Raw genomic sequence first — 25,690 nt, 5'->3', positions numbered from 1 at the left:
GCAAAACCCGCGAGTCTTCAACACGTCCGGTGGTGTAATTGCTGAAGCAATAACGCCACTTTCGCTGCAATTGAATACTCTCAGCTCTTCCAACTAGTTTTTTTAATTGGCAGTAATAATAAAACGAAGACTTCTAATTATTTAACGCATGGTGCTAGTTGATAATTTATTACATTTATTCATCGTTTAACATTCAGTTATTGATGTTAAATATGAAACGTAAACGTGTAGCAAAGTATTTTTTTTAAAACCAAATAAGAGCCCGAATCCGTATTTGGACTCAAGCTCTTATTTACTTTAATACTCAAAATTTGACCATGTTTGGTCAATCTTTTTACGGAATCAACAAGTAGGCAAATGCTGCAACGGCACCACCAGCTAGTGGTCCAAAGATAGGAACCCAACTGTATGCCCAGTCAGATTTACCTTTGTTAGCAATAGGTAGGATTTGATGGGCAATTCTTGGCCCCAAATCTCTGGCAGGATTAATGGCATAACCGGTCGTTCCACCAAGTGAAAAACCGATTGCTGTGATTAACAATCCGACTACAATTGGATTTAATCCTGAGGTGAATTTACCACGTGTAAATGCTAATAGAGCAAATACTAAGACAAATGTTCCGATAAATTCACTTAAGAAGTTGAAGAAATAATTTCTAATGGCAGGTCCTGTGGCGAATACTCCTAGAATAGTTGCTGGGTCGTCAGTTTCTTGCCAATGTGGGTAATAATTAAGCCAAACGATGGTTGCCCCAACGATTGCTCCTAATGTTTGAGCAATGATATAAGGAATGACTGATGACCAAGGGAAGACCCCGGCAATTGCCATACCTAAAGTTACGGCCGGATTTAAATGAGCAGGACTTAAAAATGCTGAACAATAAATTCCTAATGTAACAGCTAATCCCCAACCTAAGGCAATGGCAATCCAGCCAGCCCCCTCGGCCTTTGATTTCTTTAAACTAACGGCGGCAACGACCCCATCACCAAGTAAAATTAAAACTAGGGTTCCGATGAACTCACCGAGTAATTGTAATGTTAAACTATCTTGCATAGATTTCCCTCCATAAATTCACATGACTACGCTTACATGCTATTATTATACATAGCTACCAGGCATAACGCTATGAATTTACGTTGTGAAAGCGCTATTTTAAGTAGACAGATTGTATGAGGAATATTAAAAATGAAAATTTATACCAGAACTGGCGATAAAGGCCAGACCAGAATTATTGGAAATGATGTGTTATATAAATCAGCTCCTAGAATCAATTCATATGGAACAATTGATGAATTGAATTCTCTAGTTGGTGTTGTGATTGCTAATTTATCCGATAAAACTATCGTATTGAAGGAAGAATTAGAAGAAATTCAACAGTTACTATTTGATTGTGGAACTGATTTAGCAATTTCTCCAACAGATAAGAAACATGAATTTATCTTCAAGGATGACAATGGTTCAGTTGATTGGTTGGAGAAGAAGATTGATGAGTATACTGATAAAACACCAAAAATCCAGAAGTTCATTTTACCTGGAGGATCCAAAACCGCTGCTAATTTACATATGGCACGCACAGTTACCAGACGTGCTGAAAGAGAAATTGTTGGATTAATGCAAGAAGAGCCAATCAATGATTTTGTCTTGAAATTTATCAATCGTTTATCAGATTATTTCTTTGCTGCCGCTCGTTACAGCAATGTACTAGATGGCGTTGAAGATATTCAATATCGTAACAGTAAACCAGTTTTTAGATAGGAGAAACTTTATGCGCTCAGAAAAAGAAAAAATGTTAGCAGGCGATTTATATATTGCTCACGATCCCGAATTGCGTAAGGATTTTAAGAAGGCCAAAGAATTAGTCCGAGAATATAATCATACGACTGAAAATCAACCTGAGGAACGTCAAAGAATCATCAAAAATTTGTTCAAAAAGAGTGGTAAAGGTGTGTATCTAGAACCACCATTTTACACAGATTATGGCTGTAATACTGAGGTTGGCGATAATTTTTACACTAATTATGAATGTATTATTCTGGATATCGCTAATGTTAAGATTGGCAATAACGTCTTTTTTGGACCACGAGTAGGAATATATACAGCAGGTCATCCGATTGATGCTGCCATTCGTGGAGAATCCTTCGAGTACGGTAAACCAGTTACAATTGGAAATGATGTTTGGGTCGGTGGAAATGTTGTTATCAACCCTGGCGTAACGATTGGCAATAACGTCATAATCGGTTCTGGCGCTATTGTTACGAAGAATATTCCAGACAATGTAATTGCAGTTGGTAATCCATGTAAAGTTTTGCGTGAAATTAATGATGAGGATAAGAAGTATTGGGAATTGGAAAAACAACGTTATTACGAAAATTAATTTCTGAATAACTAGATTTGATGGAGGTGTCTTTGATGCTGATGGATCTGAAAAAATTATCTTGGTCAAATGATGATTATCAAAAATTTTTAATGGAATTGGAAAGTCTCAGCGACCAGAAATATCGCGAGCGTGCAGTTAAAATCGTACCAACAGCATATAACGTGCTGGGAATTTCCATGGGTGAGTTAAAAAAGATTGGTAAAGAAATCAGTCAAGGCTCTCCAGATGCTTTCATGGAAATGGCGGGAATTGAAAATTATGAAGTTGTAATTATTCAAGGATTCGTACTCAGCAATTTGAAATTGTCACTACCGGCATTTGAAGATTATTGTGATGCGTATTTGGGAAAATCAAATTCATGGGCAACCTGCGATATGGTGGTTCATTTTAAGCAAGTTCAAAAATTCTTGCCAGAATTTATGACTAAAATCAAAGAGTATTTGAATAGTGATAATCCTTGGTTGCAACGGAGTGGTTTAGTATTTCTATTGAAATTCTATAATACTGCTGAATATCGAAATGAGATGCTCGATTTAACTACCAATATTTCCAGTGACGATTATTACGTTCAAATGGCGCAGACTTGGTTGTATGCAGCAGTGTTTCCGTATGATCAGGATAAAATTTATCAAATAATTAAGCATGAACCCAAATCAAAAGTTTCCAAATTAACGGTTAGAAGAATCAAGTCACTGCGACATACGACAAATGAAGAAAAAGATGTTTTAGCGTCTTTGTTATAGAATGCCTTGGAACAAAATGGTTAACTTTCAGTCATTAAAAAAAAGAGACACCATAATCCTATTTTGGATTACGGTGTCTCTTTTTTTTTTCGCATTCAAATTTTAATAATTAATTTTAAGATTTTTTATTAATTGACAAGTCAGAGAATACTCATAATTCAAATAATTCTTCCAAATGCTGAATAACACCTTGTTGATTGTTATCCACAGTTTCAAACGGAGCAGTTTGGTGAACGATTGGTGAAGCATTTTTCATAGCAACGCCGTGTCCAACATAACGTAACATTTCTAAATCATTGCCACCATCGCCAAAAGCACACATTTCATCTGGTTGAATATGCAACTTTTCTGACAAATAATCTAATCCAGTAGCCTTGTTGACGTCGGCGCGAATAACGTCAATATCACCATGACCACTTGTAACAACTGAAACTTCTAGACCAATCATATCCGATAATTTTTCCATGTAGGCTTCAGTTTCATCCATAGGGCAACTGATTGAAAATTTCAACACGCCATCATTGACGTCTTCTAATTTATCAACACTAGTGATTTCTGGAAAATAGAATTTACTGGTTTTATAAAATTCTGGAGTTACATTCTTTTCGATATAAGCGGATTTCTCGCCACACATAATTGATTGAACATCATCGAGACTATTGAGGACTCTGATTGTCTTAGCAATTACGTCCGCGGTAAAAGTATCGGTCTTATAAATTTCATCATGACTACCAACAAGAGCACCATTTTCAGCTACAAAAAGGGTCTTGGGGAATTCGCTGAAGAAATTTTTTAACTGATAATATTGATTACCACTGGCGGAAACAAAAGTGATATCGTTTTTTGTCATGTAATCGTAGACGCGACGAAAACGTTCGACATCAAAATGTTTATCGTCAGTTAAAAAAGTTCCGTCCATATCCGTTGCAACTAACTTAATTGTCATAGTAAATTCCTTTCAGTTTCAAAACATTATATTGCTGATTGTATCTGGAAATGTGTAAATGAAGCAACTGCTTTTTGCATTTAAAAAATAAATTTATCCAATGCTTTGGCAATTCCATCATTATCGTTTGTATCAGTGACGTAATCGGCGTTTTCTTTTGCTAAATCTGATCCATTTCCCATACAAACGGCAGTCCCAGCAAATTTAAACATTGGCAAATCATTTTGTTCGTCTCCGAATGCCATGACTTCTTCCGGTTTGATATTCAAAAGTTCAGTTAATTGTGTTAGACCGCTACCTTTGTTAACGTTTTGATGCATCACTTCTAGGAAGTTGTCGGCTGCACGTACAACATAGTAGTCGTTTGAAAATTCTTGTTTCAATTGTTTCTCAAAGCCATCTAGAGTTTCTTTTTCTCCAACGATTGCAGCCTTAGGAATTTCGAAGTCGGCTGGCAATTCATCAGGTGTTCTGACAAAGATACCGGCACTATTTTCCCAAGCTTGAACAACGGCGATACGGTTAATATCATGGTTTGATGTATAAACGTTACTGTTATCGTCTAAAACATAGTATTGCATGTCGTGTGCTTCAACATATTTAACAATGCGTCGGTAATCAGCGTTGGTTAATATTTGCTTAGAGATAATTTTTCCAGAAACTGTTTCAATTAAAGCACCATTATAAGTAATAACGTATTGTTCATCGCCAGAAACACCCAATTCCTTGAGGAATGGGCTGACCCCAGCTAAAGGACGACCGGAGCAGAGAACAATCTTGATGCCCTCTTGGAGAGCCCTTTGTAACGCTATTTTAGTATCCTTGGTAATTTTACTTTGTGAATTTAACAATGTTTGATCAATATCCAATGCAATCAATTTAATCATAATCGGCTCCCTTTTTAAACTTAATTAATTAAGATAGGGCTATTGTACCAAATTGATAAAGCGGTTTCAATCAGTGATTAAATCATTTAGGATTTTGTGTCGACCAATAGTTGCTAAGCCAGTACGATAATCGTTTTCAAAATTACGTTCAAAGTCGATTCGATATTTTTCATGTAATGGCAATACTCGTTGAATGGTCTGTTTTATTTGATCAGTTTGTAAGTTTGAAAGCTGCGTTTTTTTGGCATAAACGATAATCAAATTTGGATTAAGGAAGCTAATAATATTTTGAATATGCTGAATAATTTGTTGAGATAGAGTAGTGTCATGATTGATATTGCTATATTCGATTTCACCAGCCAGACCATCAGCGCCGTTTATTAAGTGATTATTAATGACAATGCCAACTCCAGGTTCAAAATTATTTGGGAAGTACATGCCAACAGCAATATTTTGGCTTTCATTTAATTCAATTGCTGCACCAAAAGTACTAGCATTAGCATCATTAACGACAACGGTTTTAATATCGGTTGCAGTCTCAATTGCCAGTGACAAATTGATACCTTGTAGTGATTTTACATCACTGATCTGGAGATAGCCGTTTAACTCAGCCCCGGGAACTCCAATGATGATTTTCTCTGGTTTATGAGTGGTCACTTGTAGTTTAATGAATTTAGTCAATTGATCAACTGAGGTAATCGGTTGATTATTGAATTCTTTTTGCAAAATTTCACCTTTTAGGTTAGTTAAAAAATATGTGGCTTTAATATCTGAGCCATTTTCGACCAAAGAAACAATTCCTAGCTGATATGCGTCATAGTTCAAACGATATATTTTAGCACGGCGGCCTCGGGTATTGATGTAGTCAGTGGTAATAATGGCGGTATTTAAAAGGAGAATTCCTAATAATTTATTAATACTAACAATACTTAAACCAGTTAAGGCTGATAATTCCTTGGCTGAAAGTTGTTCATTTTCATCCAGCAAATCAAGAATAGCTTGTAAATTTTGTTGGCGGGCAGATAAGTGTATACCTGTTTTCAAAATATTCCTCCTCAGTAATGAATAAGTAGTCAAACTTGATAAAAATAATTATTAAATTTAGATAGAAAATATGTTTAAACATCGTGCATAATAGGTGTAGATAAATTAGTTTAAAAATTAGTCGAAAGAAATGAGAGTATTGGGCAGCGAAGGCACAGCTGATGAATATTGTCATATCTGGAGACGGCCACAAAAAGGATGGTAATTCTTATGATTAAAAATGATTATAACGTAGAACTAAATCGTTTGAATCAAATTGATGCAGTTGATATCCCTCATTTAAGAAATGTTCAGATGATAGTAAAAGATCGTATTGACGCTCATTCATATGAACCTATAATTTATGACCATCTGAAGGGCTTATCCGATGAACCTAGTTTACCAAATGATTTAACACAATTGCGGGATGGAAACAGTCATGATGATATTCCCACGAAAAATTACCCTAACGTGTCGATTGATGAAGAGTTTACAGATACTTTGAATCGTCACGTTCGTTATTTGAAAATTTATCGTAACGATATAACGGTAGATTCTAAGGCTCTAGTTTATCTTCACGGTGGGGCGTTTTATGGTGGAACTCCAGAAGATACTTTACCATTTTTACAGCTTTTAGCCACTAAATTTGCAGGAGTAATTTACAGTGTGGATTATGGTATTGCACCGGAAAATCCTTTTCCATCAGGTGTTGAAGATGTCTTATCAGTTATGTCAGATATTGGTCATAAATACGATGAAGTATCATTATCGGGTGATTCAGCTGGGGCAGCAATTGCCTTGAGTGTCAGTCAATTGTGTCATTTAATGGGTATCTGTGAAATTTATAAACATGTGTTATTTTATCCAACCGTTGTTCATGGTTCAAATCACAATGGTTCGTTATGGAATGACCGTTTAATACCTATCAAAGCTGAACAGCGTCGTGCTTTGCATAACAATTATACTCAATTCAAGTCATTGGATACGATTATGACCAATTATTATACTGATCATAAAGAAATTGATTTAACCGCTCCAATTTTATCGCCATTGTACGCAGATCCGTTGAATTTTAAACGTACTCTAGTTTTAACGGGCGAATTTGATCCATTCAGATTGCAAGATGAGGCTTTTGTCCAAAAAATTGGGATGGCAGGTTGTGAAGCCAAATATATTCGATACGGTGGTTTGGCCCACGCCTTTTTGAATTATGTTGATCAAATTCCAGCGGTTGAAGATGCTCTGAATGAATGTGCAAATGCTTTAAATTAAAAAACTCGAAAGCCATTAACTTTCGAGTTTTTCATTATTACCATCATCATCTCCCAAAAGGTTCTTGAGATTTCTAAGTTTTTTAAGTTCCATTTTCCAAGTACTGACTAATACTAAGACCGAACCGATCCAAGCAAGTGGATTGGCCATCGCAGCTCCGTAAAATCCAAATAAACGAACTAAAACGATACCCGCAAAAACTCTCATTAGAAGCTCGGCAATACCGGCGATAGTGGGAGCTTTTTGATTGCCCAGACCTTGTAAGGTGTAGCGAACGATAAATAATATTGAAAGAATAAAGTAACTGGAACCATTGAAATAGTAATAAATTTGAATCAGATGTAAAACAGTTTCTTGATTACCATTCATAAAGAGGTGGGAAATAGTTCGACCAAAGAAAATTAGGAAGGCACCAATAACTAAACTGGCAGAAACTGAGATCAAAATACCATCTTTAACTCCTTGTAAGATTCGATCAAATTTTTTACCACCAAGATTTTGAGCTGTGTAATTTACTAAAGCTAAACCAAAGCTGAAGGCAGGCAAGGTAGCAATTTGTTCAACTCTACCGGCAACAGTATAGGCAGCCACGGCGTTAGCACCCAAAGTGTTCAACATAACTTGTAAGATAATTGAACCAATAGCAATAATTGAAGACTGAAATCCCATAGGTAAGCTAATCTGAAGCAATTCTTTGATTTCAGCCTTATCGATTTTGAAATCGCTTTTAGTTAGAATTAAATACGGAATATGATTCCTAATGTAAAAGTATAAAACTATAAAGGTGATTGTTTGTGCGAGAACAGTAGCTAACCCGGCACCAGCAACTCCCATATGTAAGTATAAAATGAAGACAAGTTCCAACAAAATATTTAGAACAGTACTTACAATTAAGAAAAAGAGTGGAACACGGGAATCACCAAGCGCCCGCATCGTATTTCCCAAAAAATCAAAACCAACAAAAGAAAATATTCCTGCAAAAATGATTTCCAAAAAGATAAATGAATCATGAATCAACACCTTTGGAGTTTGCATCACTACAAGTAGAGGATAAGCAATCAAAAGGGCGAGGATAGTAAAGACTACGGCAATGCAGATTGAAATGATAATTCCAGATGCAAAACTTTTTCGAACCCCACGTTCATCATTAGCCCCATATTTTCTAGCGGTAAGAATTGTTAAACCACTAGTCATACCCTGAGCAAATCCGATGACTAAACCTGTTAATCCCCCAGTTGCACCAACGCTGGCTAGAGCATCGACACTGATTGTTTTTCCGACAATTAAGGTATCAATTAAACTGTAAAATTGTTGGAAAAAGTTACCTAATAATAAAGGAATTGTGTACAAAAATATAACTTTCATAGGTCTTCCTTGCGTCAGATCTATCATGTGTATATATCCCTTTCATAAAGATTATGACTATTTTAGCATGTTTAATTTTTTTAGTGATGGTGTTTGCGTATAAATATTTAAATTGTTTTAATAAGCTCAGCACATTTGATTAATTTATTTAAAAGAATACCTGTGGTGCTAGTTAAATATGCCGTCTACAGAGCTGGAAAATATTCACTAGCTTGTGCGGAACGGCTCGAGCCAAAATACGGTCTCGAACCTCGGTTTGAAGCCTTACATAGTTCGCCAAGGCTCCAAACACGCCCGGTGATATAAGAACGGGAGAATCTCCCGTCCTTATATCACTTCCACGCACACAAATATTTTCCAGCTCTTTCGACTAGTTTATCGTGCATAAATTGAGTATAAAAAGGCTCATTTTTTATATCCAGCCTGTTTTAAATTTTAATTTGGAATATATAATTGATGCGAATATTTGCAATTAATTATCAACTAGCACCATGCGTAAAAGAATATGTTTTGATATTAATACTGACAATTATTTTTGTAATAATTCATTATAAAAAATATTCATCTAAGATTTTTGAAATCGACAAAAATGAGCTGTATCACACCTAATTATTTGGTTCTTTAAGTGTTATACAGCTCATTTTTATGTATAATTAAAAAATTGAATTCTCGGAAATTATTTTGATTAATAAAACAGACTAACTAGTCGGAAGAACCGAGAAATATTTGTGGGCAGTGGGAGTGGCGTTAGAGCTTCAGCTCTTACACCACCGGGCGTGTTTGGAGACTTACCGGGTTTTGGTAAGGTTTCAAACCGAGACTCGAGACCGCTTCACAGGCTCGAGTCGTCCCGCACAGCCTGTGAATATTTCTCGGTTCTGGAGACGGAATAATTAGTTAGCATAACACGCTATCTAATAAGTAAGTTGAATTTCCTGATTTGCAACTAATGGTAATTTCTTGCCGATAAAAATCACTTCTGTATCACGGTTGGCTTTGATTGAAATACCATCCGAATTAATTCTGAAGTTGAATTTTGTACCCTTGAAATTCATCTTGAATTCAATTTCATCCCACTGCTTTGGCATATTTGGATTAATATCCAATACTTCACCACGATAGTCGATACCAGCAAAGAAGGAGGTTACGAGATTTAACGTTGCTCCCATTACTCCTAAATGGATTCCTTCAGCGGTAGTTCCACCTTGAATATCGTAGTAGTCACTTGTTAAGGCTTCATAGAATAGTTTCCAAGCTGTCTTGGTATCATCGGCTTTCAACAGTAGCATTGAATAGACGATTCTGGAAAGTGTTGATCCATGAGTTGTACGCTCAATATAGTATTTAACGTTGTCATCGATAAACATTTCTGGATTTGTAATAGGGTATCCAAGATCGGCCAAAATGTCGAAAAAGTCCTGATCAGTCAGGTTAAACAAGGCCATTAGAGTGTCAGCTTGTTTAGCAACTTGATAGTTATCAGGTGAGTCTTCGTGGGCCTTTAGAATTCGATCCATTCGTGAAATATTGCCATATTGCTGACGATATTTGTCGAAGTCGAGTCGCTTCAAATCAAAGTATCCTTCGAATTGACCCAGAATATTACCTTGGAAATCGAGTTTTAGATTATGTCTGATATCATCAAGTTTTTGAATATCAATATCAGAGAAGTTAGTTTTACGGAAATTGTTATCTAAAACATCGCTAGATTCAGTGTTGATAAAGTTACCAATTTTCTTGAATAGCCAACTGACCATGATATTAGTATATGCATTATTTTTAAGACCGCTTTCTTTAACTCCAGGATATCCTTCATGGAATTCATCTGGTCCCATAACGTTTCCAATAGTATATTTGCCGGTGTCCTTGTCTAATTTAGACATATCGATCCAGAACTTTGCAATATCAAGCAACATTTCAAGACCAAACTGTTGCATGAATTTTTCATCATGACTGAGATGGAAATAGTTTAGAACGTTATATGCAATTGCCAATGAAACATGACGTTGCTTTCTGGAATTATCCGGATCCCATTTATTGGTGATTGGATTTAAGTGAACTTCTTGGGATTGTTCATCGCCATATAATCCACTTTGCCAAGGATACATAGCACCGTTATAACCATCAGCTCCAGCGTAGTCCATAGCTGCGTGCAGACGGTTATAACGATACATCAAGAGGCTTTTGACTAATTCGGGATTGTGTAGGACGTAGAAATTCATATCGAATAATTCATCCCAGAAAATGTGACCTCGGTATCCTTCGCCGGTTAATCCACGCGAACCAACTGATGCATCGAGATCTTTGTTGGCATTGTTTTGTGCGGCAGTCGTCATACTGTAACTATTCAGGCGTAAGAGTTTTTGAGCAGTAATATCACCAGTAACAATTACATCTTCTTGTGTCCAGACCTTCTGCCAGTCTTCTTGGGCCTGTTTAGCAGCGTCAGCAAAACTTGGTAGGAATTGATGCTTTTTGGCCACTGCGACAATATCTTCCTTAGTTTCTAGAGAAGTGTAGGTGCTGACATCTTTTTCAAAATAATAAGTTTCTCCAGCGGAGGCTGTAAATTCTAATTGTTGTTCTGCAATTTCAGCTTTATTGTGAATGCTGTATTTTGGATTAACAATTGTTGGGTGATTAAGGTCAGTCTTGATTGCCAATTTAATATCGGATTGAACGGTATGTGCTGATAAAATAGCGGTTTCATCGATATTATTAATCTGGTCTATAACGAGATGTTTATTGGATAAATTACGATATCTCTCGACGTTTGAATTGACCACTGTGCCATCAATTTGAGTATAAATAGTAATTTTACCGTTGAAGTTGACTGGTTCAATAGCATATTGCAGATAGTAGTCGTGATAATTCTGCATATCGGCAACCTTTTTTTCTACAATTCTTAACTCTTTACCATCGTCTAATTGAACTAATAACTTGATTGTTAAAAGACCGGATTTAAGATCTAATGATCGATTCGATTCTTTGATATCGCTTTCATTGATGGTGAATCGTTGTCCATTATTAATACTAAAAGTAATGTATTGTGCATTTGGCAAGTTGACTAAATCTTCATTGATGATATCACGGCCGTTAATAGGAGTGGATAGTTGGTCAAAAACCCCAGCAATATAAGTTGCCGGATAATTATCATCGTTAGCTTTAGTTTCAAGGTATGTGCCTCGAAGTCCAAAATAGCCATTACCAATAGTCTGCATTGATTCTTGTCCATATTGACGTTTTTCATGAGCAAGTCCGTAATAGTCAAGGTGCCATGAAGCGTAATCAGTCTCTTTTTCAGCGGCCAATAGTAAATTGGAATCAATTATTTCTTCTATATTAATGACTGGAATATGGAAGGTATTTTCTAACTCAGCTCCTAAGTCAATGACTTCTTCATGAAATAATATGGCATTCTTCTTTAAATGAAATTTACTTGGATTGGTTATCACAATCACGTTAGGTAAATTAGATAGGGAATCCTTGAATTCCTGTAAGTTTTGTTTGAGCTCTATATTTGAATCAAGGTCAAATGATTTTTCATCAATTGCATTTTCACTGTTGGCATAAATTATTTGCGAATCGGTGATCTTAATATATATAGGTTTCATAATAAACTCCTCCGAAAGATATCTAGAATGAAATAGCATAAAGTCCGTGTATTTGTTTAAACACATTCGTACTATCCTGATTATACACCCCGATTAAGTAAATTTGACGCGTTTTTTATAATAATTTATGTTATAACTTGATGTTTATACAGGACAGGTTGTATTATAGTAACAGATAAGGATGTAACCGGTTCCTATAATTTTTAAGGAGGTGTTTTCTATGAAAGGTATTAAAATGCTTGCTCCTGTTTCTGGACAGGCAGTTGAAATGTCTGAAGTTCATGATCCGATGTTTTCTGAAAAGGCCATGGGTGAAGGCTACGGAATTATTCCTGACGATCAAACAATCGTCGCTCCAGTTTCAGGTAAAGTTATGTTAGTCGCATCAACGAAACATGCAATTGGACTCAGTACTGATGATGGATTTGAAGTTTTAGTTCACATGGGTGTTGATACAGTTGAGTTGAAAGGGGCTCCTTTCGAACTGTTTGTTAAAGAAGGAGACAATGTTAAGGCTGGCGATACAATTGCCACGATGGATATTGATGCCGTTAAGAAAGCTGGTAAGGTGACAGATGTTATTGTAGCCATCACTAATACAGCAAAAATGGTTAAAGAGATCCATGTTACTAAAGGTAATGTCAAGGCTGGTGCTACAGTGGCTGAAGTTGAACCGATGGCCCCAGGTGAAGCAGTTGCTAAACCAAAGGGTAAAGTAGATTACAATCAATTGGGCAAGGATATCGTTAAAAATGTCGGTGGATCTGCCAATGTTGAAAATGTAATTCACTGTATTACCAGAGTTCGTTTTTATTTGAAAGATGATAACAAAGCAAATGATGATGTTATCAAGAATATGCATGGTGTTTTGGATGTAGCTAAGGCTGGGGGACAATATCAAGTTGTTATTGGACCAGCAGTTGAAGATGTCTATGATGCCGTTGTGAAAGCATTAGGACCCGGATTTGGTGATGATTCTGCTGCTCCTAAACACGAAAAGGTTGAAGCACCAAAGGGTGTCTGGCCAAAGACAAAATTTTATTTTAGTGCTCTAATCGGTGTCATCACAGCCAGCATGATGCCTATCATTGGATTGTTAGCTGCTTCAGGTATTTTGAAAGGTCTTTTAGCTTTGATCGTATCTGCTAAATGGCTTTCTGCAACAAGTTCTACTTATATGATCATCAATGCGATGGGAGATTCAGTCTTCTACTTCCTACCAATTCTAGTTGGCTTTACAGCAGCTAAGAGATTGGGTGCAAATCAAATCATCATGGGTGTCATCGGTGGTGTTTTGGCATACCCAACTTTGGTACAAGTTGCTACAAAGACAAGTACCACAACTATGAATATCAATGCAACATTCTTTGGTATTCCAATTCATATTGCTAATTACACATATTCAATTTTCCCAATGATTGCTGCAGCTTGGATTGCTGCTAAAATCGAACCATGGCTCAAGAAACATATCGTTATGTCGTTACGTATGATTCTCAGTCCTTTGCTAGAAGTATTTATTGTCAGTGCTGTAATTATCGTTATTGTTGGACCAATTATTACATTACTTAGTTCTTACTTAGCTGCTGGTATCGTTGGTTTATTGAAGATCAGTCCAGCTATATCTGGGTTAATTATTGGTGGATTGTATCAATGCTTGGTTATCTTTGGTTTACACTGGGCCGTTATTCCAGTCGTTGCCAGTCAAATTGCGACAACTGGACATAGTGCTTTGAATGCTATCGTTTCTACAACAATGGTTGCTCAAGGTGCCGCTGCAATGGCTGTCTTTATTAAAACTAAGAACCACATTGACATGAAACAAATTGCCGGTGCCGCTACATTATCAGCCTTTGCTGGTGTTACAGAACCTGCAATGTATGGTATTAATTTGAAATATGGACGTATCTTCTGGACTGCTAATATCGGTAGTGCTGTCGGTGGTTTATTAACTGGACTATTGCATGTTGATATGTGGGGCTTTGCCGGTTCATTGATCGGTTTCGCATCATTTATCAATCCTAAGGGTATTGACGCTAGCTTTACAGGTTATCTAATCGCTTCAGCTGCAACAATCGTAGTTGCCTTTACATGTACTTACTTGTTCGGATTTAAAGAAGAAGATCTTGATGAAAGTCATGAAGTTGAAAAGGTAAGATTAGGTAGTAGAGAACCAGCTGCTAACTAGCTTTGTATAAAAAAGGAATGCCGAATTAATCGGTATTCCTTTTTTCTGACGATTATAGAAATAACTAAAGGTTGAAAGTTTAGTTAAGTATGCCGTTTCCAGAGCTGAGAGTATTCAATTGCTGCGCGGAACGGTCCGAGCCTGGGAAGCGGTCTCGAACCTCGGTTGAAGCCTCGCAAAAACCGCGAGTTTTCAACGAGCCCGGTGGTGTAATTGCTGAAGCAATTACACCACTTTCGCTGCAAATGAATACTCTCAGCTCTTCCAACTAGTTTATTTTTTTAATAGCAGGAACAATAAAACGAAGACTTTCAACCTTCAGGAAATAATCTTTGAATTGATAATGTAATCTATTGTTCCAATATGTCGGAGACTGCCTCATTAACATGTCCTTTTGAGAAATTTAATTTGGATAAGGTACTTGTGATTTCAACATTTTGTAGGTGTATAGAAAATCAGAATCATTTACCTGTTTTAAATTTGCTTGATAATTGGAAATCATCATGAAGATTGCTAACGAGTATTATTTGAATACAGATTAAATTCAATAAATCTTTTTAAAAAATTGTAAGATAATCTGTAAATTAGTGTGTAATTAAATATGTCATTTTCGGAGTGTAGAGGGCAACGTATAGTCAGTTAATGCTTCCAGTAGCTTTGGGGCAGCATATTTAACAAGCAAGATACATTAGATTAAAAAAATTGTTTAAGAATATTTTTATAATTATTTAGATTTAATTAATTGTCGTATAATTATGGCAAGTCTTTTTTTGTTCTGGAGGTAAAAAAATGGCTGAAGTAAAAATCAGACCAGCTCAACCAGAAGAAGTGGAAGAGTTTTGGGAAATTGCATATAGTAATCCAGATCCTGAATGGGCAAAATATAATGGACCATATTTCCATAACGTTTTGCCAAGTAAGGAAGAGTTTGTCAATGTGATTGCGTATAGAAATTGGATTCATAATAAAAATCATCTCGTGATAACTTTTGATGATAAAATTGTTGGTTCCGTTGGAGCAGGATTTGAAGACGGCGATTTAGAGCGCTGGTTGGATATGGGTATTATTGTTTATCGTGATGACTTGTGGGATGAACACATCGGGACGCAAGCTTTGAAATTGTTTATCGACTATCTGTTTGGAATTTACGATTTGCCTCATATCGGTTTAACCACATGGTCCGGAAATCCACGGATGATGCATGTCGCTGAAAAAGTTGGTATGAAGCAAGAGGCTTGTGTACGTAAAGTTCGATATTATAATGACAAGTACTATGATTCTGTTAAATATGGAATTCTTCATGATGAATGGGATAATTTAAATGAATAACTAAAGTTTAGTTAAGTATGCCATTTCCAGAGCTGAGAGTATTCAATTGCTGCGCGGAACGGCTCGAGCCAAGGTGCGGTCTCGAACCTCGGTTGAAGCCTCGCAAAAACCGCGAGTCTTCAACGCGCCCGGTGGTGTAATTGCTGAAGCAATAACGCCACTTTCGCTGCAAATGAATGCTCTCAGCTCTTCCAACTAATTTATTTTTTAATTGAAGGAATAATAAGGAATAATAAGACAAAAACTCCTGATTATTTAAATAAATTAACGCTAAGTCTGTAACAACAACGATTATATTAATTTTTTGCCTTTCAATCTTTAAATAAATATGTATGGTATTAGAATAGTATGGTTGGATATTTCTAAAGCTCTGAAGAGTTCAAGACATGTGAATATTCAAATTTTTGAATAACTAATTTAAATAGCACCAAACGTGAATGAATGTATAAATCAAGGTGAGTTTGTCCGAAAAGTGAAGGGTGGACTCTTTTTTGTTCTCTGTTTACAATTAAAACGTGTTTCTACTATAATAATAAGGAGTTTTTGGTTATGGATTATATGCTTGGGGTTGATATTGGCACGACTAGTACAAAGGCGGTTCTTTACGATATGAAGGGTAAAGTGATTGCCTATGCCAATGCTGGCTATAAATTATATCAAGATGTGCCTGATATGGCTGAAGAGGATCCGGATGATATTTTGGATGCAGTTGTTTCCGTAATGGGGCAGACGATTCAAAAGAGTAAGGCTAATCCTACTGAAATCAAAGGTGTTTCATTTTCGTGTGCTATGCACAGTTTGATTTTAATGGATCATGATGACCAACCATTGACTCGAGCGATTACTTGGGCTGACAACCGGGCTGCTAAATATAGTGAGAAATTGAAAAATAATGGTATGGGAGCTGAAATCTATGCCAAAACTGGTACGCCAATCCATCCAATGGCTCCTTTGTCCAAAATACTTTGGTTAAGAAATGAAAAACCAGAATTATTCAAACAAGCAAAAAAATTCATTGATTTGAAAACGTATATTTTCTTCCGACTATTTGGAACATATAAGATGGACTATTCAATGGCCTCCGCTACTGGGATGTTCAATATTTTTAACTTAGATTGGGAACCACAAGCACTAGATCTATTAAAAATAACACGTGACCAACTACCAGATTTAGTTGAGCCAACTGATAAAATAACTGGCATTGATTCACGATTTGGTAATTTGCTTGGAATTTCTGCTGATACGCCATTCATTTTTGGTGCCAGTGATGGTGTATTGTCCAATTTAGGTGTCAATGCAATTGACCCGGGTGTGGTCGCAGTAACAATTGGAACTAGTGGGGCGGTTCGTGTCGTAGTGGATAAGCCGGTGGTTGATCCCGATGGAAAGCTTTTCTGCTATGCTTTAACTAAAGACAAGTGGGTCGTCGGGGGGCCCGTTAATAATGGTGGAATTGTTTTTCGCTGGGTCAAAGATCAATTGTTTGCTCCCGAACGAATCACAGCGGAACAGATGCAAGTTTCTACATATGATATTTTGACACAAATTGCTGAAAAAATACCAGCCGGTTCAGATGGGTTATTATTCCATCCATATTTAGGTGGGGAACGTGCTCCAATTTGGAACGCATATGCACGCGGATCATATTTTGGATTGACGAGAAAACATACCCGTGCCCACATGGTCAGAGCGGCCTTGGAAGGAATCGTCTATAATTTGTATGTTGTAATGCTAACGATTGAGAAAATCACTGGCAAACCTAAGAGCATTCAGGCAACTGGAGGATTTGCTAGGTCATCGTTGTGGCGTCAACTATTAGCCGATATTTTTGAACAACCAGTGACAATACCGGAAAGTTTTGAGAGTTCATGTTTAGGAGCTGCAGTATTAGGAATGTATGCACTAGGTTACGTCGATGATCTTTCGGCAGTTAAGGATATGATAGGAGTAACACATGTTCATCAACCAAATGAGAAAAATTTCGAAGTGTATCGAGAATTGTTACCTATCTGGATTAGGTTGTCAGAAATATTAGAACCAGAGTATAAAGAAATAGCCGAATTTCAAAAGAGACATAGTAATTAACTAAGGGTTGAAAGTTTAAGTTGGTATGCCGTTTCCAGAGCTGAGAGTATTCAATTGCTGCGCGGAACGGCCCGAGCCAAAGGGCGGTCTCGGACCTCGGTTGAAGCCTCGCAAAACCCACGAGTCTCCAACACGCCCGGTGGTGTAAGAGCTGAAGCTCTAAGCCACTTTCGCTGCAAATGAATACTCTCAGCTCTTCCAACTAGTTTGTTTTTTTATAGCAGGAATAATAAAACAAAAACACCTGACTATTTAAATAAATTAACTCTAGGTCTGTAACAACGGTTATATTAATTTTTCACCTTTCAACCTTCAGTAATTAAATTAGTGTTATGAAAAAATATAGATAATTATGATTTTCAGACATTAGAGGCTTGGCATTTACATTAAGAACTTGTATAACAGATGCTAATTCTCAAACATGGAAAAAGCTTACTTATTCCAATGTTTTAGTCCCAATTTCACATAAAAAGAGAGCCATAAATCCCAGTAAAATAGGATTTATGGCTCTCTTTTTAATGTATTTATAACAAAAACACTAATGAAATAACTAAAAGTTTTCAGAATAAGTCATAAAATATGTTTAAATTTATAACTTTGTGTTTGCTTCTATATCAACGAAAGAACGCATGTTTGTTTCATTTGTATTACTAAGATTACAGAAAATGGCTTATTTGTAATTATATGGACGTTGTTGTGTAATAAAAGGCTGTTAGTATATGCAACATAGCAAATGAGGGCTAGACAAAATACTTTAAATATAAGGATGTAATTTATTTATGAAGAAAGTTTTATCAATCGCTTTAGTAAGTACTATGGCATTAACAGCAATCGCTGCATCAACTAAGACTGCTCAAGCTGCAGTAATTCTCGACAATAATCATGTTCAAGTTGAAGCAGGTGATACTTATAAAGATATCGCTGCTAATGCTGGTGTAACAATCGCTGAACTAGAACAAGCAAATGGCCGTGAAATCGGTGGATTTGATTTGATTTTCCCAGGCGAAACAGTTACATTACCAGGTGCAACAACAACACAAGCAACTGACACAACTGCTACACAACAAACATCAACAACACAAGCAGCTGCTGAAGATACAAGTTACCAAGCTCCTGCACAACAAACAACACAAACTACAACAACACAGACACAAACTGCTTCTACACAAGCTACAACTCAAACAGGTACATCACAAGGAACATTCAAGATTTCTTTCTATGATCCAGCCGTACTTGGTTCAAACATGGGTTATAGCGGTGTTGCTGCTAACCTTTCAGTATTCCCTAAGGGTACAACACTTAAGATTACACTTTCTGACGGTACAGTATTGATCAGAACAGTTAATGATACAGGTACATTTGCATACAGTAACCCTAACCAATTAGATGTTGCTATGCCAAATAACCAAATTCCTTCATACGGTGTTACAACAGCATCTGTTGAAGTACTTTAATATAAAATAAAATTTTAAAAGAAAAGAGACTTGATATTATCAGGTCTCTTTTTTTATAATTGCCTAAAGGTTGAAAGGCGAAAAGTTAATATGGCCGTTGTTAGTACAGACCTAGAGTTAATTTATCGAATTAAAGATAATGCTTGGTGCAAAACATTTTTACCGTTCATTGTGCCGTAATCTTTCATATCGATAATTTCAACTGGAATATCGACTTCTTTAAGTATGTTATTGAATAAAAATCTTATTTGTGGACCAAGTAATATTACGGAGGGATGATGTAGTTCAGCTTCTTGAGGGATGGCAGAACTAGCTGTAGCAAAAATATTTACGTCGATTTTTTCTTCTTTGGCGGCCTTAACCATTTTGGTAACTAATAGGGATGTAGACATGCCTCCAGCACAAGCCAGCATAATTGTCTTAGTCATTGTGAACTCCTTAAATAAATTCTTGATTACCCAGTCAGTATAGCCTTGAGATTAAATATCGACAAGATAAAATTATAAAATTTCTAATAAACCTACTGGCTTATCTCAAAATTTAATCTTATACTAAATAACAAAGAGGGAGTGAACGTAAATGAAAAACACAAGTTCTGATTGTACTGAAATTCTAGTTGGTAAAGCCGCTAGTATGGATGGTTCCACTATTGTCGCCCGTAATGAAGACGGCTATGCGCCAATCAATCCGATTAAATTTGTTGCTCATGAAGCAAAAGATCAAAAAGATGCCTTTTATGTCTCAATAACTACAGGTGTAAAAGTGCCGTTACCTGATCACGCTCATCGTTACACCGCTACACCACAGGCTGATCAAAGCGATGGACAATACGAAGAAGCTGGTATTAACGAATATAACGTTGGTATGAGTTCAACAGAAACGACAGCAACTAATAATCGTGTTTTAGGATATGATCCATTAGTCCATGATGGTATCGACGAAGAAGCTATGTTGACTTTGGTTTTGCCATACGTCAAGACGGCTAAGGAAGGTGCCATTCGTTTGGGTGCTTTACTAGAAAAATACGGTACTGGTGAATGTAATAGTATCGCCTTCAATGATAAAGATGAAATTTGGCTATTGGAAACTGCTGGTGGTCACCACTGGGCCGCAATGCGTTTACCTGAAGATACGTATGCAATCGTACCTAATCAGACCGTTATGCAAGAAGTCGCCGTTAATGATACTGATAATTTTCTAGTGGCTACTGATTTAGTTGAATTTGTGGAAAAACATCATTTGAATCCACAACCAGGACACTTTAATTTCCGTGAGATATTTGGTACTCAAAGTGAGGCTGACGCTTATTACAACACGCCTCGTACATGGTATGGTCAAAAATTATTTAATCCAGAAATTGATCAAGAACCAACTTCTCAGGATATGCCTATGGTTAGAAGACCAAGTAAGAAGTTGGCAATTGAAGATGTTGAATACTTCTTATCATCACATTATAACGGTACAAAGTATGATCCATTTGGAACATTTGCTTCTGGAACGGCTGAGGAGCAGCGTCAATTTCGTTCCATCGCTATGGATCGTAACCAAGCCTCATCAATTCTTCAAATAAGAAATGATGTTGATGAAAGTCATGCTGCCATACAATGGTTATCACTAGGATTCTTCGCATACAGTCCATATGTGCCTTTCTATACAAATATTAAGGACACACCAGAAGACTACAAGAATACAACTAATGATGTTGATATCAATAATGTTTATTGGTTAGAGAAGACATTGTCAGTTATGATTGAGCCACATTACCATGAATATTCCGATATGATCCATGCATATTTAGATGGTTGCCAATCATATGGACGTCAACGTTTGGAAATCACTGATCAAGTTATTGATGGTTTCAACGATGATGTTTCTGAGTTCTTGACCGAGAGTAATATGAAGACAGCCGCTGAAATCTCAAATCGAACACATAAATTATTTGATGAGATTGTCAAAAAAGGTTTGATGCTATCTAAAACTACTTGGGAAAAAGGTCAGAACCTATAGAATTTTAATTTTGTGAATAAAATACATAGCGCTATAACGACTGTGAATTATGTAGTAGACAAAAAGTCTGGTATATAAATCTTATTAAGATAATAGCGCGAGCACGCGACAAAACATAACTTTTTCTGCTTAACCTTACAGGCACAGTAATCTAAAATTGGATAACGTGCCTGTCTGGATTAGTACTCGAAAGTTAATCATGTTTTTCGAGTGCTCTTTTTTGTTGACTATAAGTTTATTTGCTTTAAACTTTGTTAATAAATCAAATTTTGGTGAATTTATGAAAAAAATCAAATTACTATTATTATTACTTGCAGTCATTTTGGCTGGGTATACTAGCGAACAAAGTGTTTCAGCAAGTGACGCCAGACAAATGCCAACGTTATTTTTCCATGGCTTTGGCGGGACAGCACATTCAATGGATTATTTAATAAACAAGTCACAGCGTGATGGCTACGCGACTAGAACTTTAACTATCGTTGTAACGCCTAATGGGAAAGTTATAACGTATGGAAAATGGCAAAAAGATGCTAGAAACCCTGAAATTCAGGTGTTATTTGAGAATAATCATGAATCAGATTACCATCATACTGCGGTATGGATTGATTCAATCTTAAAGGTTTTACATAAGAGATATGGCGTTACACGTTTTAATGCGGTAGCGCATTCGTGGGGAAATAATGCCATTATGTATTATTTGGAAAATTATAGTCAGAAAAAAAATCAACCACAAATAGATTCCCTAGTAAATATTGCGGCACCGATGCAAGTTTTGAATAGAGATATTTATCGACGAAATGATTGGCGATATTCCAATCAACTTAGTAAAGATTTTAATTCGTACGTCGAACCAAATTCAACTATTAGAAATCTTCGTATCCGTGAATTGAATATAATGGGCCAACTTAGTCCTGAGGATCACTTTGATAAGGCTGTTCCTGTTTCAGCAGCAAAGTCTTTACGTAGAGTCTTTAAGGGACCACATCAATCATATGAATCTCGAATCTTCACGGGACCAAGGGCCGAGCACAGTGCGCTAACTCGTAGGAATCCCAAAGTTTTGCATGATATTGAGCATTTTCTGTGGGTGAGAAATTCCAAAAAGATAAATTATTAAAGGCTGAAAGTATGTTGTTTCCAGAGCTGAGAGTATTCAATTTCTGAAGCAATAACGCCACTTTCGCTGCAAATGAATACTCTCAGTTCTTCCAACTAGTTTTTTTTAATAACAGGAACAATAAAACGAAGATTTCTGAGTATTTAAATAAATTAACTCTAGACCTGTAACAATAATGGTTATATTAATTTTTGCCATTCAAACTTCAGATGAATTATTAAAAAGTACGTTAAATTACATAGCAAATTCATTATTTCGTCACATTTTTTCTTTAAAGTATTAAAGTGAAAAACAAAAAAATCGAAAAAATAGGTGACAAAATGAATTTTTTATTGATAACATCAGTCTTTATACTGGGACTCTTGCTGTTTATGTTTGGAGGCCACGTTAAGAGCAGACTGGCATCGAAATTCTTTTATTTTATCGGTACGCTCAATGTCCTGCTTGCCATGTATATTGCTTGGCCAAAATAAAACTCCCCAAAATCATCTAACGTGATTTTAGGGAGTTTTTAATATGTTACGCATGGTGCTATCCGATAATTCATGGCAAATTTATTACAAATATCCGTAACAATTATATTATTCGATTGAAATAAGGCGAACGTTGTCGACAAAATCAGATAACTGCAATTTATCAATCAGGTTATCAATAGTGCCATTTAGGTGACTTATGTCGATTGAAATAACGACTGTGGCAATATTATGAATTGGAATATTTTGGTTGATTGTCAGAATGCTGGCATTGGATTCTGAGATGTCAACCAAGACTTTTGAAAGGATTCCTTGCTCATGGTGTAACATCATTGAGATAACAGCCTTACGATCCGTCATATCTTCGTCAGGTAAGAAAACTAAATCCTTATATTTATAGTAAGTACCACGACTAATACCAACTTCTTTAACCGCTTCACTAACGTTATGGACCTTTTTAGTTTCCAGTAAATTACGTGCCTTGATTACCCGATCAAAGGATTCTGGGAGAATAGAACTATCAACAATATAATATTTCTGCACAACTTTTCCTCCTTACTAAATTTATTTACTGATTGAAGTTAACAAACTTATACTAATTACTTATTTGTTGGACTGTATATTTAAAAATGATGCTAGTATTAGATTGAATTATTTAGCAACAGAATGCTAAATTTGAATCGAACTACAACTAAAGGTTGAAAGATGAAAAATTAATATGGCCATTATTGTTACAGACGTAAAGCTAATTAAATAATCAGAAGTTTTCGTTTTATTATTTCTGACATAAAAATACTCTCAGCTCTGGAAACGGCATACTTAACTAAACTTTCAGCCTTTAGAACTATAAAATAATCTATCTTTTAAATTATATCATTCCGCAGTTTTGTTTGGTTTAAAGATTCTGATTTTTTTGCTATTCTAGTAATGATCGGAGATGTTAATATTGAAGACTTTAGTAATAGTTTCACACCCAGAGATTAATAATTCCCAGACACAACAATTTTTGATGCAAGGTGCAAAACTACAAGATGTTACCTGGCATCATGTCGAGGAATTAGCAAAAATCGATGTTAATGAAGAACAGGCATTACTTAGGGACAATGATCGGATAATTTTTCAATTCCCACTTTATTGGTATGCTGCTCCTGAGGGGTTAAAACATTGGGAGGACCAAGTACTCACACGTAATTTTGTTTACGGTGATGGTGATGACAATTTAGGAGAAAAGGAATTTGGAATTGTTGTTAGTACAGGTATGCCACTGAAAGAATTTCGTCGTGGTGGTAGCGAAAATATAACAATTGATGAAATTATGGCTCCGTATCGGGCAATAGCCAATCGCGCTAAGATGCAAATTCTACCCACATTTACTATTTCTCAATTTGGTTATTTTAGTGATCAAGAGCAGATGCAATTGTTGATTGATTATCAACGATACTTAACACAAGAATATCCTGATACCCTTAGCAGTCGTCAAAAATGGTTTGAACGAGAATTCACTGATCGATTCAAGAATTTCAACGATACCAGTTGTGAAGACTGTGAGACCATTTTGAATACTTTTATTCAACGACGTGAAGATTTAGAACAATTAAAAAGTACCATTGGTTTAATTAAACAAGGGGAGGATGAGTAAGTATGGATGATAATGAAAATGGAATTTGGCTCGAAAAACAAGTTGATGAACTTTCAAAAAAACAACAAGCTTATGAAAACCGAGCCTTTTTAGTTGCCATGAAAAAGGTTATTCAAGAACAGAATCGACGTTCTGATCAGTTAAAAGGTGAAGTGGACGGAAGATTGTGGAATCATGAGCAGTGGTAAGTTGTCTTCTGAATTATTATTGATTTTGATTGTAAAACAAAAAGAAGTTATTTTTTACTTAGGTAATTCCCAAGTAGAAAATGACTTCTATTTTTTTAGCATCAATTAATATTGTTAATACCTGAAGGTTGAAAAATTAATCTAACCATTTTCGTCACAGGCATATAGTTAATTTATTTAACAAATACAAAATCACGATTATCTTTGTTCAGAATCGTAATATCATTAATATCAATATTTAAATAATCATGAAATCGGGTCTTCAAAGCCTCTGCAGCAGCTAAATGATCATTCTTTCGGTCGGGTTGGATGTTTTCCATATAGAAAAGTAGATTCTTAGTGTTGTCAGTATCGGCCACACGTGCGCTGTCTCGCCAAGCCCAACAGCGGGAAATAACATCTTTATCATCGCGGTAAACGACTTCACCTGGCAAAGCTTCCTCAATTTCATCCTCACCAATTGGCGTGAAAGTTTCACCACCCTTAGCAACGGTTAAGTGAACATCACCAATGATTTTATCTAAATCTTCAGCAGCGATTGGGAAGGCATATTCTAACGAAACAGAGTTATAAACATCAACGATTGGATTGATATTACCAACACCTTTATCATTTTTTGCGCGCTTCAGAAGATTTTCAACAGCGTTACGAGCACCCTTTTTGGTTCTGAACTTTCGATAAGCATCACGCCAAGCTTTGACAACTGGATTAATACTGATAGGGTCGTCAGGAACCCACTTTTTGGCAACCTCGTTAGCACGCCGAATTAAGTCATCCGGAACGTCGGCATCGTTATGATTGTCGATTCCTTTGGCCGTCATAACGGCAATTTCAACCTCGGGGAAGATATCCCAAAACTCTTGATCGATAATGATTTTTTGCATTAGAAATCCCTCCATAATCTATTTATTTCATTATATTATTTATGAGTTATTATTTGTTGAGAAATGAGAAATTAAGTTGTTGACTAGGTGTAACAATTGAA

The 25,690-nt window shown here is 36.1% G+C and carries 21 protein-coding genes; 12 read left to right on the top strand and 9 right to left on the bottom strand.

Going from position 1 to position 25,690, the window contains the following annotated elements; genetic code table 11:
- Positions 1 to 334: 334 nt before the first annotated feature.
- A complete protein-coding gene (locus tag FFM71_RS04305; protein ID WP_137610957.1) occupies positions 335 to 1,054 on the bottom strand; it encodes an MIP/aquaporin family protein in 720 nt (239 codons plus the stop codon).
- A gap of 132 nt (positions 1,055 to 1,186) precedes the next feature.
- On the opposite strand from FFM71_RS04305, the gene FFM71_RS04300 reads away from it, so the two are divergent.
- The 3 genes from FFM71_RS04300 to FFM71_RS04290 are packed head-to-tail and all read left to right on the top strand — an operon-like array spanning position 1,187 to position 3,121.
- Positions 1,187 to 1,756 (top strand): cob(I)yrinic acid a,c-diamide adenosyltransferase, encoded by a 570-nt coding sequence (locus FFM71_RS04300; RefSeq protein WP_137610956.1) that lies wholly within the window; start codon positions 1,187 to 1,189, stop codon positions 1,754 to 1,756.
- A 10-nt stretch (positions 1,757 to 1,766) separates the two neighbouring features.
- Positions 1,767 to 2,375: a sugar O-acetyltransferase gene (locus tag FFM71_RS04295; protein WP_137610955.1), complete on the top strand. Its 609-nt coding sequence runs from the start codon at positions 1,767 to 1,769 to the stop codon at positions 2,373 to 2,375.
- A 35-nt stretch (positions 2,376 to 2,410) separates the two neighbouring features.
- Positions 2,411 to 3,121, top strand: a complete 711-nt coding sequence (locus tag FFM71_RS04290) for a DNA alkylation repair protein (RefSeq protein WP_171000468.1) — start codon at positions 2,411 to 2,413, stop codon at positions 3,119 to 3,121.
- Between the two features lie 151 nt (positions 3,122 to 3,272).
- Here the strand turns inward: FFM71_RS04290 and FFM71_RS04285 are convergent, their stop codons facing one another.
- From FFM71_RS04285 to FFM71_RS04275, 3 genes are all read right to left on the bottom strand, one after another.
- Positions 3,273 to 4,067, bottom strand: coding sequence for a Cof-type HAD-IIB family hydrolase (locus FFM71_RS04285; protein ID WP_137610953.1), 795 nt, complete (start codon positions 4,065 to 4,067; stop codon positions 3,273 to 3,275).
- An 80-nt stretch (positions 4,068 to 4,147) separates the two neighbouring features.
- Positions 4,148 to 4,957 carry a Cof-type HAD-IIB family hydrolase gene (locus FFM71_RS04280; RefSeq protein ID WP_171000471.1) on the bottom strand — a complete coding sequence of 270 codons (810 nt, stop codon included), beginning with the start codon at positions 4,955 to 4,957 and terminating at the stop codon, positions 4,148 to 4,150.
- A gap of 63 nt (positions 4,958 to 5,020) precedes the next feature.
- Positions 5,021 to 5,998, bottom strand: a complete 978-nt coding sequence (locus FFM71_RS04275; RefSeq protein ID WP_171000467.1) for an ROK family protein — start codon at positions 5,996 to 5,998, stop codon at positions 5,021 to 5,023.
- A gap of 210 nt (positions 5,999 to 6,208) precedes the next feature.
- Between FFM71_RS04275 and FFM71_RS04270 the strand changes: the two genes are divergently transcribed.
- Positions 6,209 to 7,249: an alpha/beta hydrolase fold domain-containing protein gene (locus FFM71_RS04270; RefSeq protein ID WP_137610950.1), complete on the top strand. Its 1,041-nt coding sequence runs from the start codon at positions 6,209 to 6,211 to the stop codon at positions 7,247 to 7,249.
- A 15-nt stretch (positions 7,250 to 7,264) separates the two neighbouring features.
- Here the strand turns inward: FFM71_RS04270 and FFM71_RS04265 are convergent, their stop codons facing one another.
- The gene (locus FFM71_RS04265; protein WP_137610949.1) at positions 7,265 to 8,641 is read right to left on the bottom strand and encodes an MATE family efflux transporter; all 1,377 of its coding nucleotides are present in this window, start codon (positions 8,639 to 8,641) and stop codon (positions 7,265 to 7,267) included.
- Between the two features lie 887 nt (positions 8,642 to 9,528).
- Entirely contained in the window at positions 9,529 to 12,228 is a 2,700-nt protein-coding gene (locus FFM71_RS04260; RefSeq protein WP_137610948.1) for a glycoside hydrolase family 65 protein, read from the bottom strand.
- A 220-nt stretch (positions 12,229 to 12,448) separates the two neighbouring features.
- On the opposite strand from FFM71_RS04260, the gene FFM71_RS04255 reads away from it, so the two are divergent.
- From FFM71_RS04255 to FFM71_RS04240, 4 genes are all read left to right on the top strand, one after another.
- Entirely contained in the window at positions 12,449 to 14,413 is a 1,965-nt protein-coding gene (locus FFM71_RS04255; protein WP_137610947.1) for a PTS sugar transporter subunit IIABC, read from the top strand.
- 789 nt (positions 14,414 to 15,202) lie between these two features.
- Positions 15,203 to 15,742, top strand: a complete 540-nt coding sequence (locus tag FFM71_RS04250) for a GNAT family N-acetyltransferase (RefSeq protein ID WP_137610946.1) — start codon at positions 15,203 to 15,205, stop codon at positions 15,740 to 15,742.
- A gap of 549 nt (positions 15,743 to 16,291) precedes the next feature.
- Positions 16,292 to 17,827, top strand: coding sequence for a gluconokinase (gene gntK, locus FFM71_RS04245; RefSeq protein ID WP_137610945.1), 1,536 nt, complete (start codon positions 16,292 to 16,294; stop codon positions 17,825 to 17,827).
- Positions 17,828 to 18,606: 779 nt separating this feature from the next.
- Positions 18,607 to 19,281, top strand: a complete 675-nt coding sequence (locus FFM71_RS04240; RefSeq protein ID WP_137610944.1) for a DPBB and LysM peptidoglycan-binding domain-containing protein — start codon at positions 18,607 to 18,609, stop codon at positions 19,279 to 19,281.
- A 122-nt stretch (positions 19,282 to 19,403) separates the two neighbouring features.
- On the opposite strand, the gene FFM71_RS04235 is transcribed toward FFM71_RS04240, so the two are convergent.
- Positions 19,404 to 19,709, bottom strand: a complete 306-nt coding sequence (locus FFM71_RS04235; RefSeq protein ID WP_137610943.1) for a PTS sugar transporter subunit IIB — start codon at positions 19,707 to 19,709, stop codon at positions 19,404 to 19,406.
- A gap of 151 nt (positions 19,710 to 19,860) precedes the next feature.
- Here FFM71_RS04235 and FFM71_RS04230 point away from each other — a divergent pair, with 151 nt between their 5' ends.
- Complete coding sequence (locus FFM71_RS04230) at positions 19,861 to 21,288, top strand: C69 family dipeptidase (RefSeq protein WP_137610942.1); 1,428 nt, start codon at positions 19,861 to 19,863, stop codon at positions 21,286 to 21,288.
- A 280-nt stretch (positions 21,289 to 21,568) separates the two neighbouring features.
- Positions 21,569 to 22,405: an alpha/beta hydrolase gene (locus FFM71_RS04225; RefSeq protein ID WP_171000466.1), complete on the top strand. Its 837-nt coding sequence runs from the start codon at positions 21,569 to 21,571 to the stop codon at positions 22,403 to 22,405.
- Positions 22,406 to 22,986: 581 nt separating this feature from the next.
- Here FFM71_RS04225 and FFM71_RS04220 read toward each other — a convergent pair.
- Entirely contained in the window at positions 22,987 to 23,421 is a 435-nt protein-coding gene (locus FFM71_RS04220; protein WP_137610940.1) for an ACT domain-containing protein, read from the bottom strand.
- A 403-nt stretch (positions 23,422 to 23,824) separates the two neighbouring features.
- On the opposite strand from FFM71_RS04220, the gene FFM71_RS04215 reads away from it, so the two are divergent.
- Together FFM71_RS04215 and FFM71_RS04210 are read left to right on the top strand one after the other, a co-directional pair.
- Entirely contained in the window at positions 23,825 to 24,517 is a 693-nt protein-coding gene (locus FFM71_RS04215) for an NAD(P)H-dependent oxidoreductase (RefSeq protein WP_137610939.1), read from the top strand.
- 2 nt (positions 24,518 to 24,519) lie between these two features.
- Positions 24,520 to 24,705, top strand: a complete 186-nt coding sequence (locus FFM71_RS04210; RefSeq protein WP_137610938.1) for a hypothetical protein — start codon at positions 24,520 to 24,522, stop codon at positions 24,703 to 24,705.
- 173 nt (positions 24,706 to 24,878) lie between these two features.
- Here the strand turns inward: FFM71_RS04210 and FFM71_RS04205 are convergent, their stop codons facing one another.
- Positions 24,879 to 25,589, bottom strand: a complete 711-nt coding sequence (locus tag FFM71_RS04205) for a B3/B4 domain-containing protein (protein WP_137610937.1) — start codon at positions 25,587 to 25,589, stop codon at positions 24,879 to 24,881.
- Positions 25,590 to 25,690: the final 101 nt, after the last annotated feature.

The sequence above is a fragment of the Companilactobacillus huachuanensis genome, from assembly GCF_005404815.1.
In the GTDB taxonomy this organism is placed as follows: Bacteria; Bacillota; Bacilli; order Lactobacillales; family Lactobacillaceae; genus Companilactobacillus; species Companilactobacillus huachuanensis.
This window is presented reverse-complemented; position numbering and strand designations above follow the sequence as displayed.

Coding starts and splice junctions, on each gene's coding strand:
- FFM71_RS04235 (WP_137610943.1), bottom strand. CDS start 19,709: ATGACTAAGACAATTATGCTGGCTTGTGCTGGAGGCATGTCTACATCC.
- FFM71_RS04240 (WP_137610944.1), top strand. CDS start 18,607: ATGAAGAAAGTTTTATCAATCGCTTTAGTAAGTACTATGGCATTAACA.
- FFM71_RS04295 (WP_137610955.1), top strand. CDS start 1,767: ATGCGCTCAGAAAAAGAAAAAATGTTAGCAGGCGATTTATATATTGCT.
- FFM71_RS04225 (WP_171000466.1), top strand. CDS start 21,569: ATGAAAAAAATCAAATTACTATTATTATTACTTGCAGTCATTTTGGCT.
- FFM71_RS04300 (WP_137610956.1), top strand. CDS start 1,187: ATGAAAATTTATACCAGAACTGGCGATAAAGGCCAGACCAGAATTATT.
- FFM71_RS04290 (WP_171000468.1), top strand. CDS start 2,411: ATGCTGATGGATCTGAAAAAATTATCTTGGTCAAATGATGATTATCAA.
- gntK (WP_137610945.1), top strand. CDS start 16,292: ATGGATTATATGCTTGGGGTTGATATTGGCACGACTAGTACAAAGGCG.
- FFM71_RS04255 (WP_137610947.1), top strand. CDS start 12,449: ATGAAAGGTATTAAAATGCTTGCTCCTGTTTCTGGACAGGCAGTTGAA.
- FFM71_RS04260 (WP_137610948.1), bottom strand. CDS start 12,228: ATGAAACCTATATATATTAAGATCACCGATTCGCAAATAATTTATGCC.
- FFM71_RS04285 (WP_137610953.1), bottom strand. CDS start 4,067: ATGACAATTAAGTTAGTTGCAACGGATATGGACGGAACTTTTTTAACT.
- FFM71_RS04210 (WP_137610938.1), top strand. CDS start 24,520: ATGGATGATAATGAAAATGGAATTTGGCTCGAAAAACAAGTTGATGAA.
- FFM71_RS04205 (WP_137610937.1), bottom strand. CDS start 25,589: ATGCAAAAAATCATTATCGATCAAGAGTTTTGGGATATCTTCCCCGAG.
- FFM71_RS04230 (WP_137610942.1), top strand. CDS start 19,861: ATGAAAAACACAAGTTCTGATTGTACTGAAATTCTAGTTGGTAAAGCC.
- FFM71_RS04305 (WP_137610957.1), bottom strand. CDS start 1,054: ATGCAAGATAGTTTAACATTACAATTACTCGGTGAGTTCATCGGAACC.
- FFM71_RS04270 (WP_137610950.1), top strand. CDS start 6,209: ATGATTAAAAATGATTATAACGTAGAACTAAATCGTTTGAATCAAATT.
- FFM71_RS04250 (WP_137610946.1), top strand. CDS start 15,203: ATGGCTGAAGTAAAAATCAGACCAGCTCAACCAGAAGAAGTGGAAGAG.
- FFM71_RS04265 (WP_137610949.1), bottom strand. CDS start 8,641: ATGATAGATCTGACGCAAGGAAGACCTATGAAAGTTATATTTTTGTAC.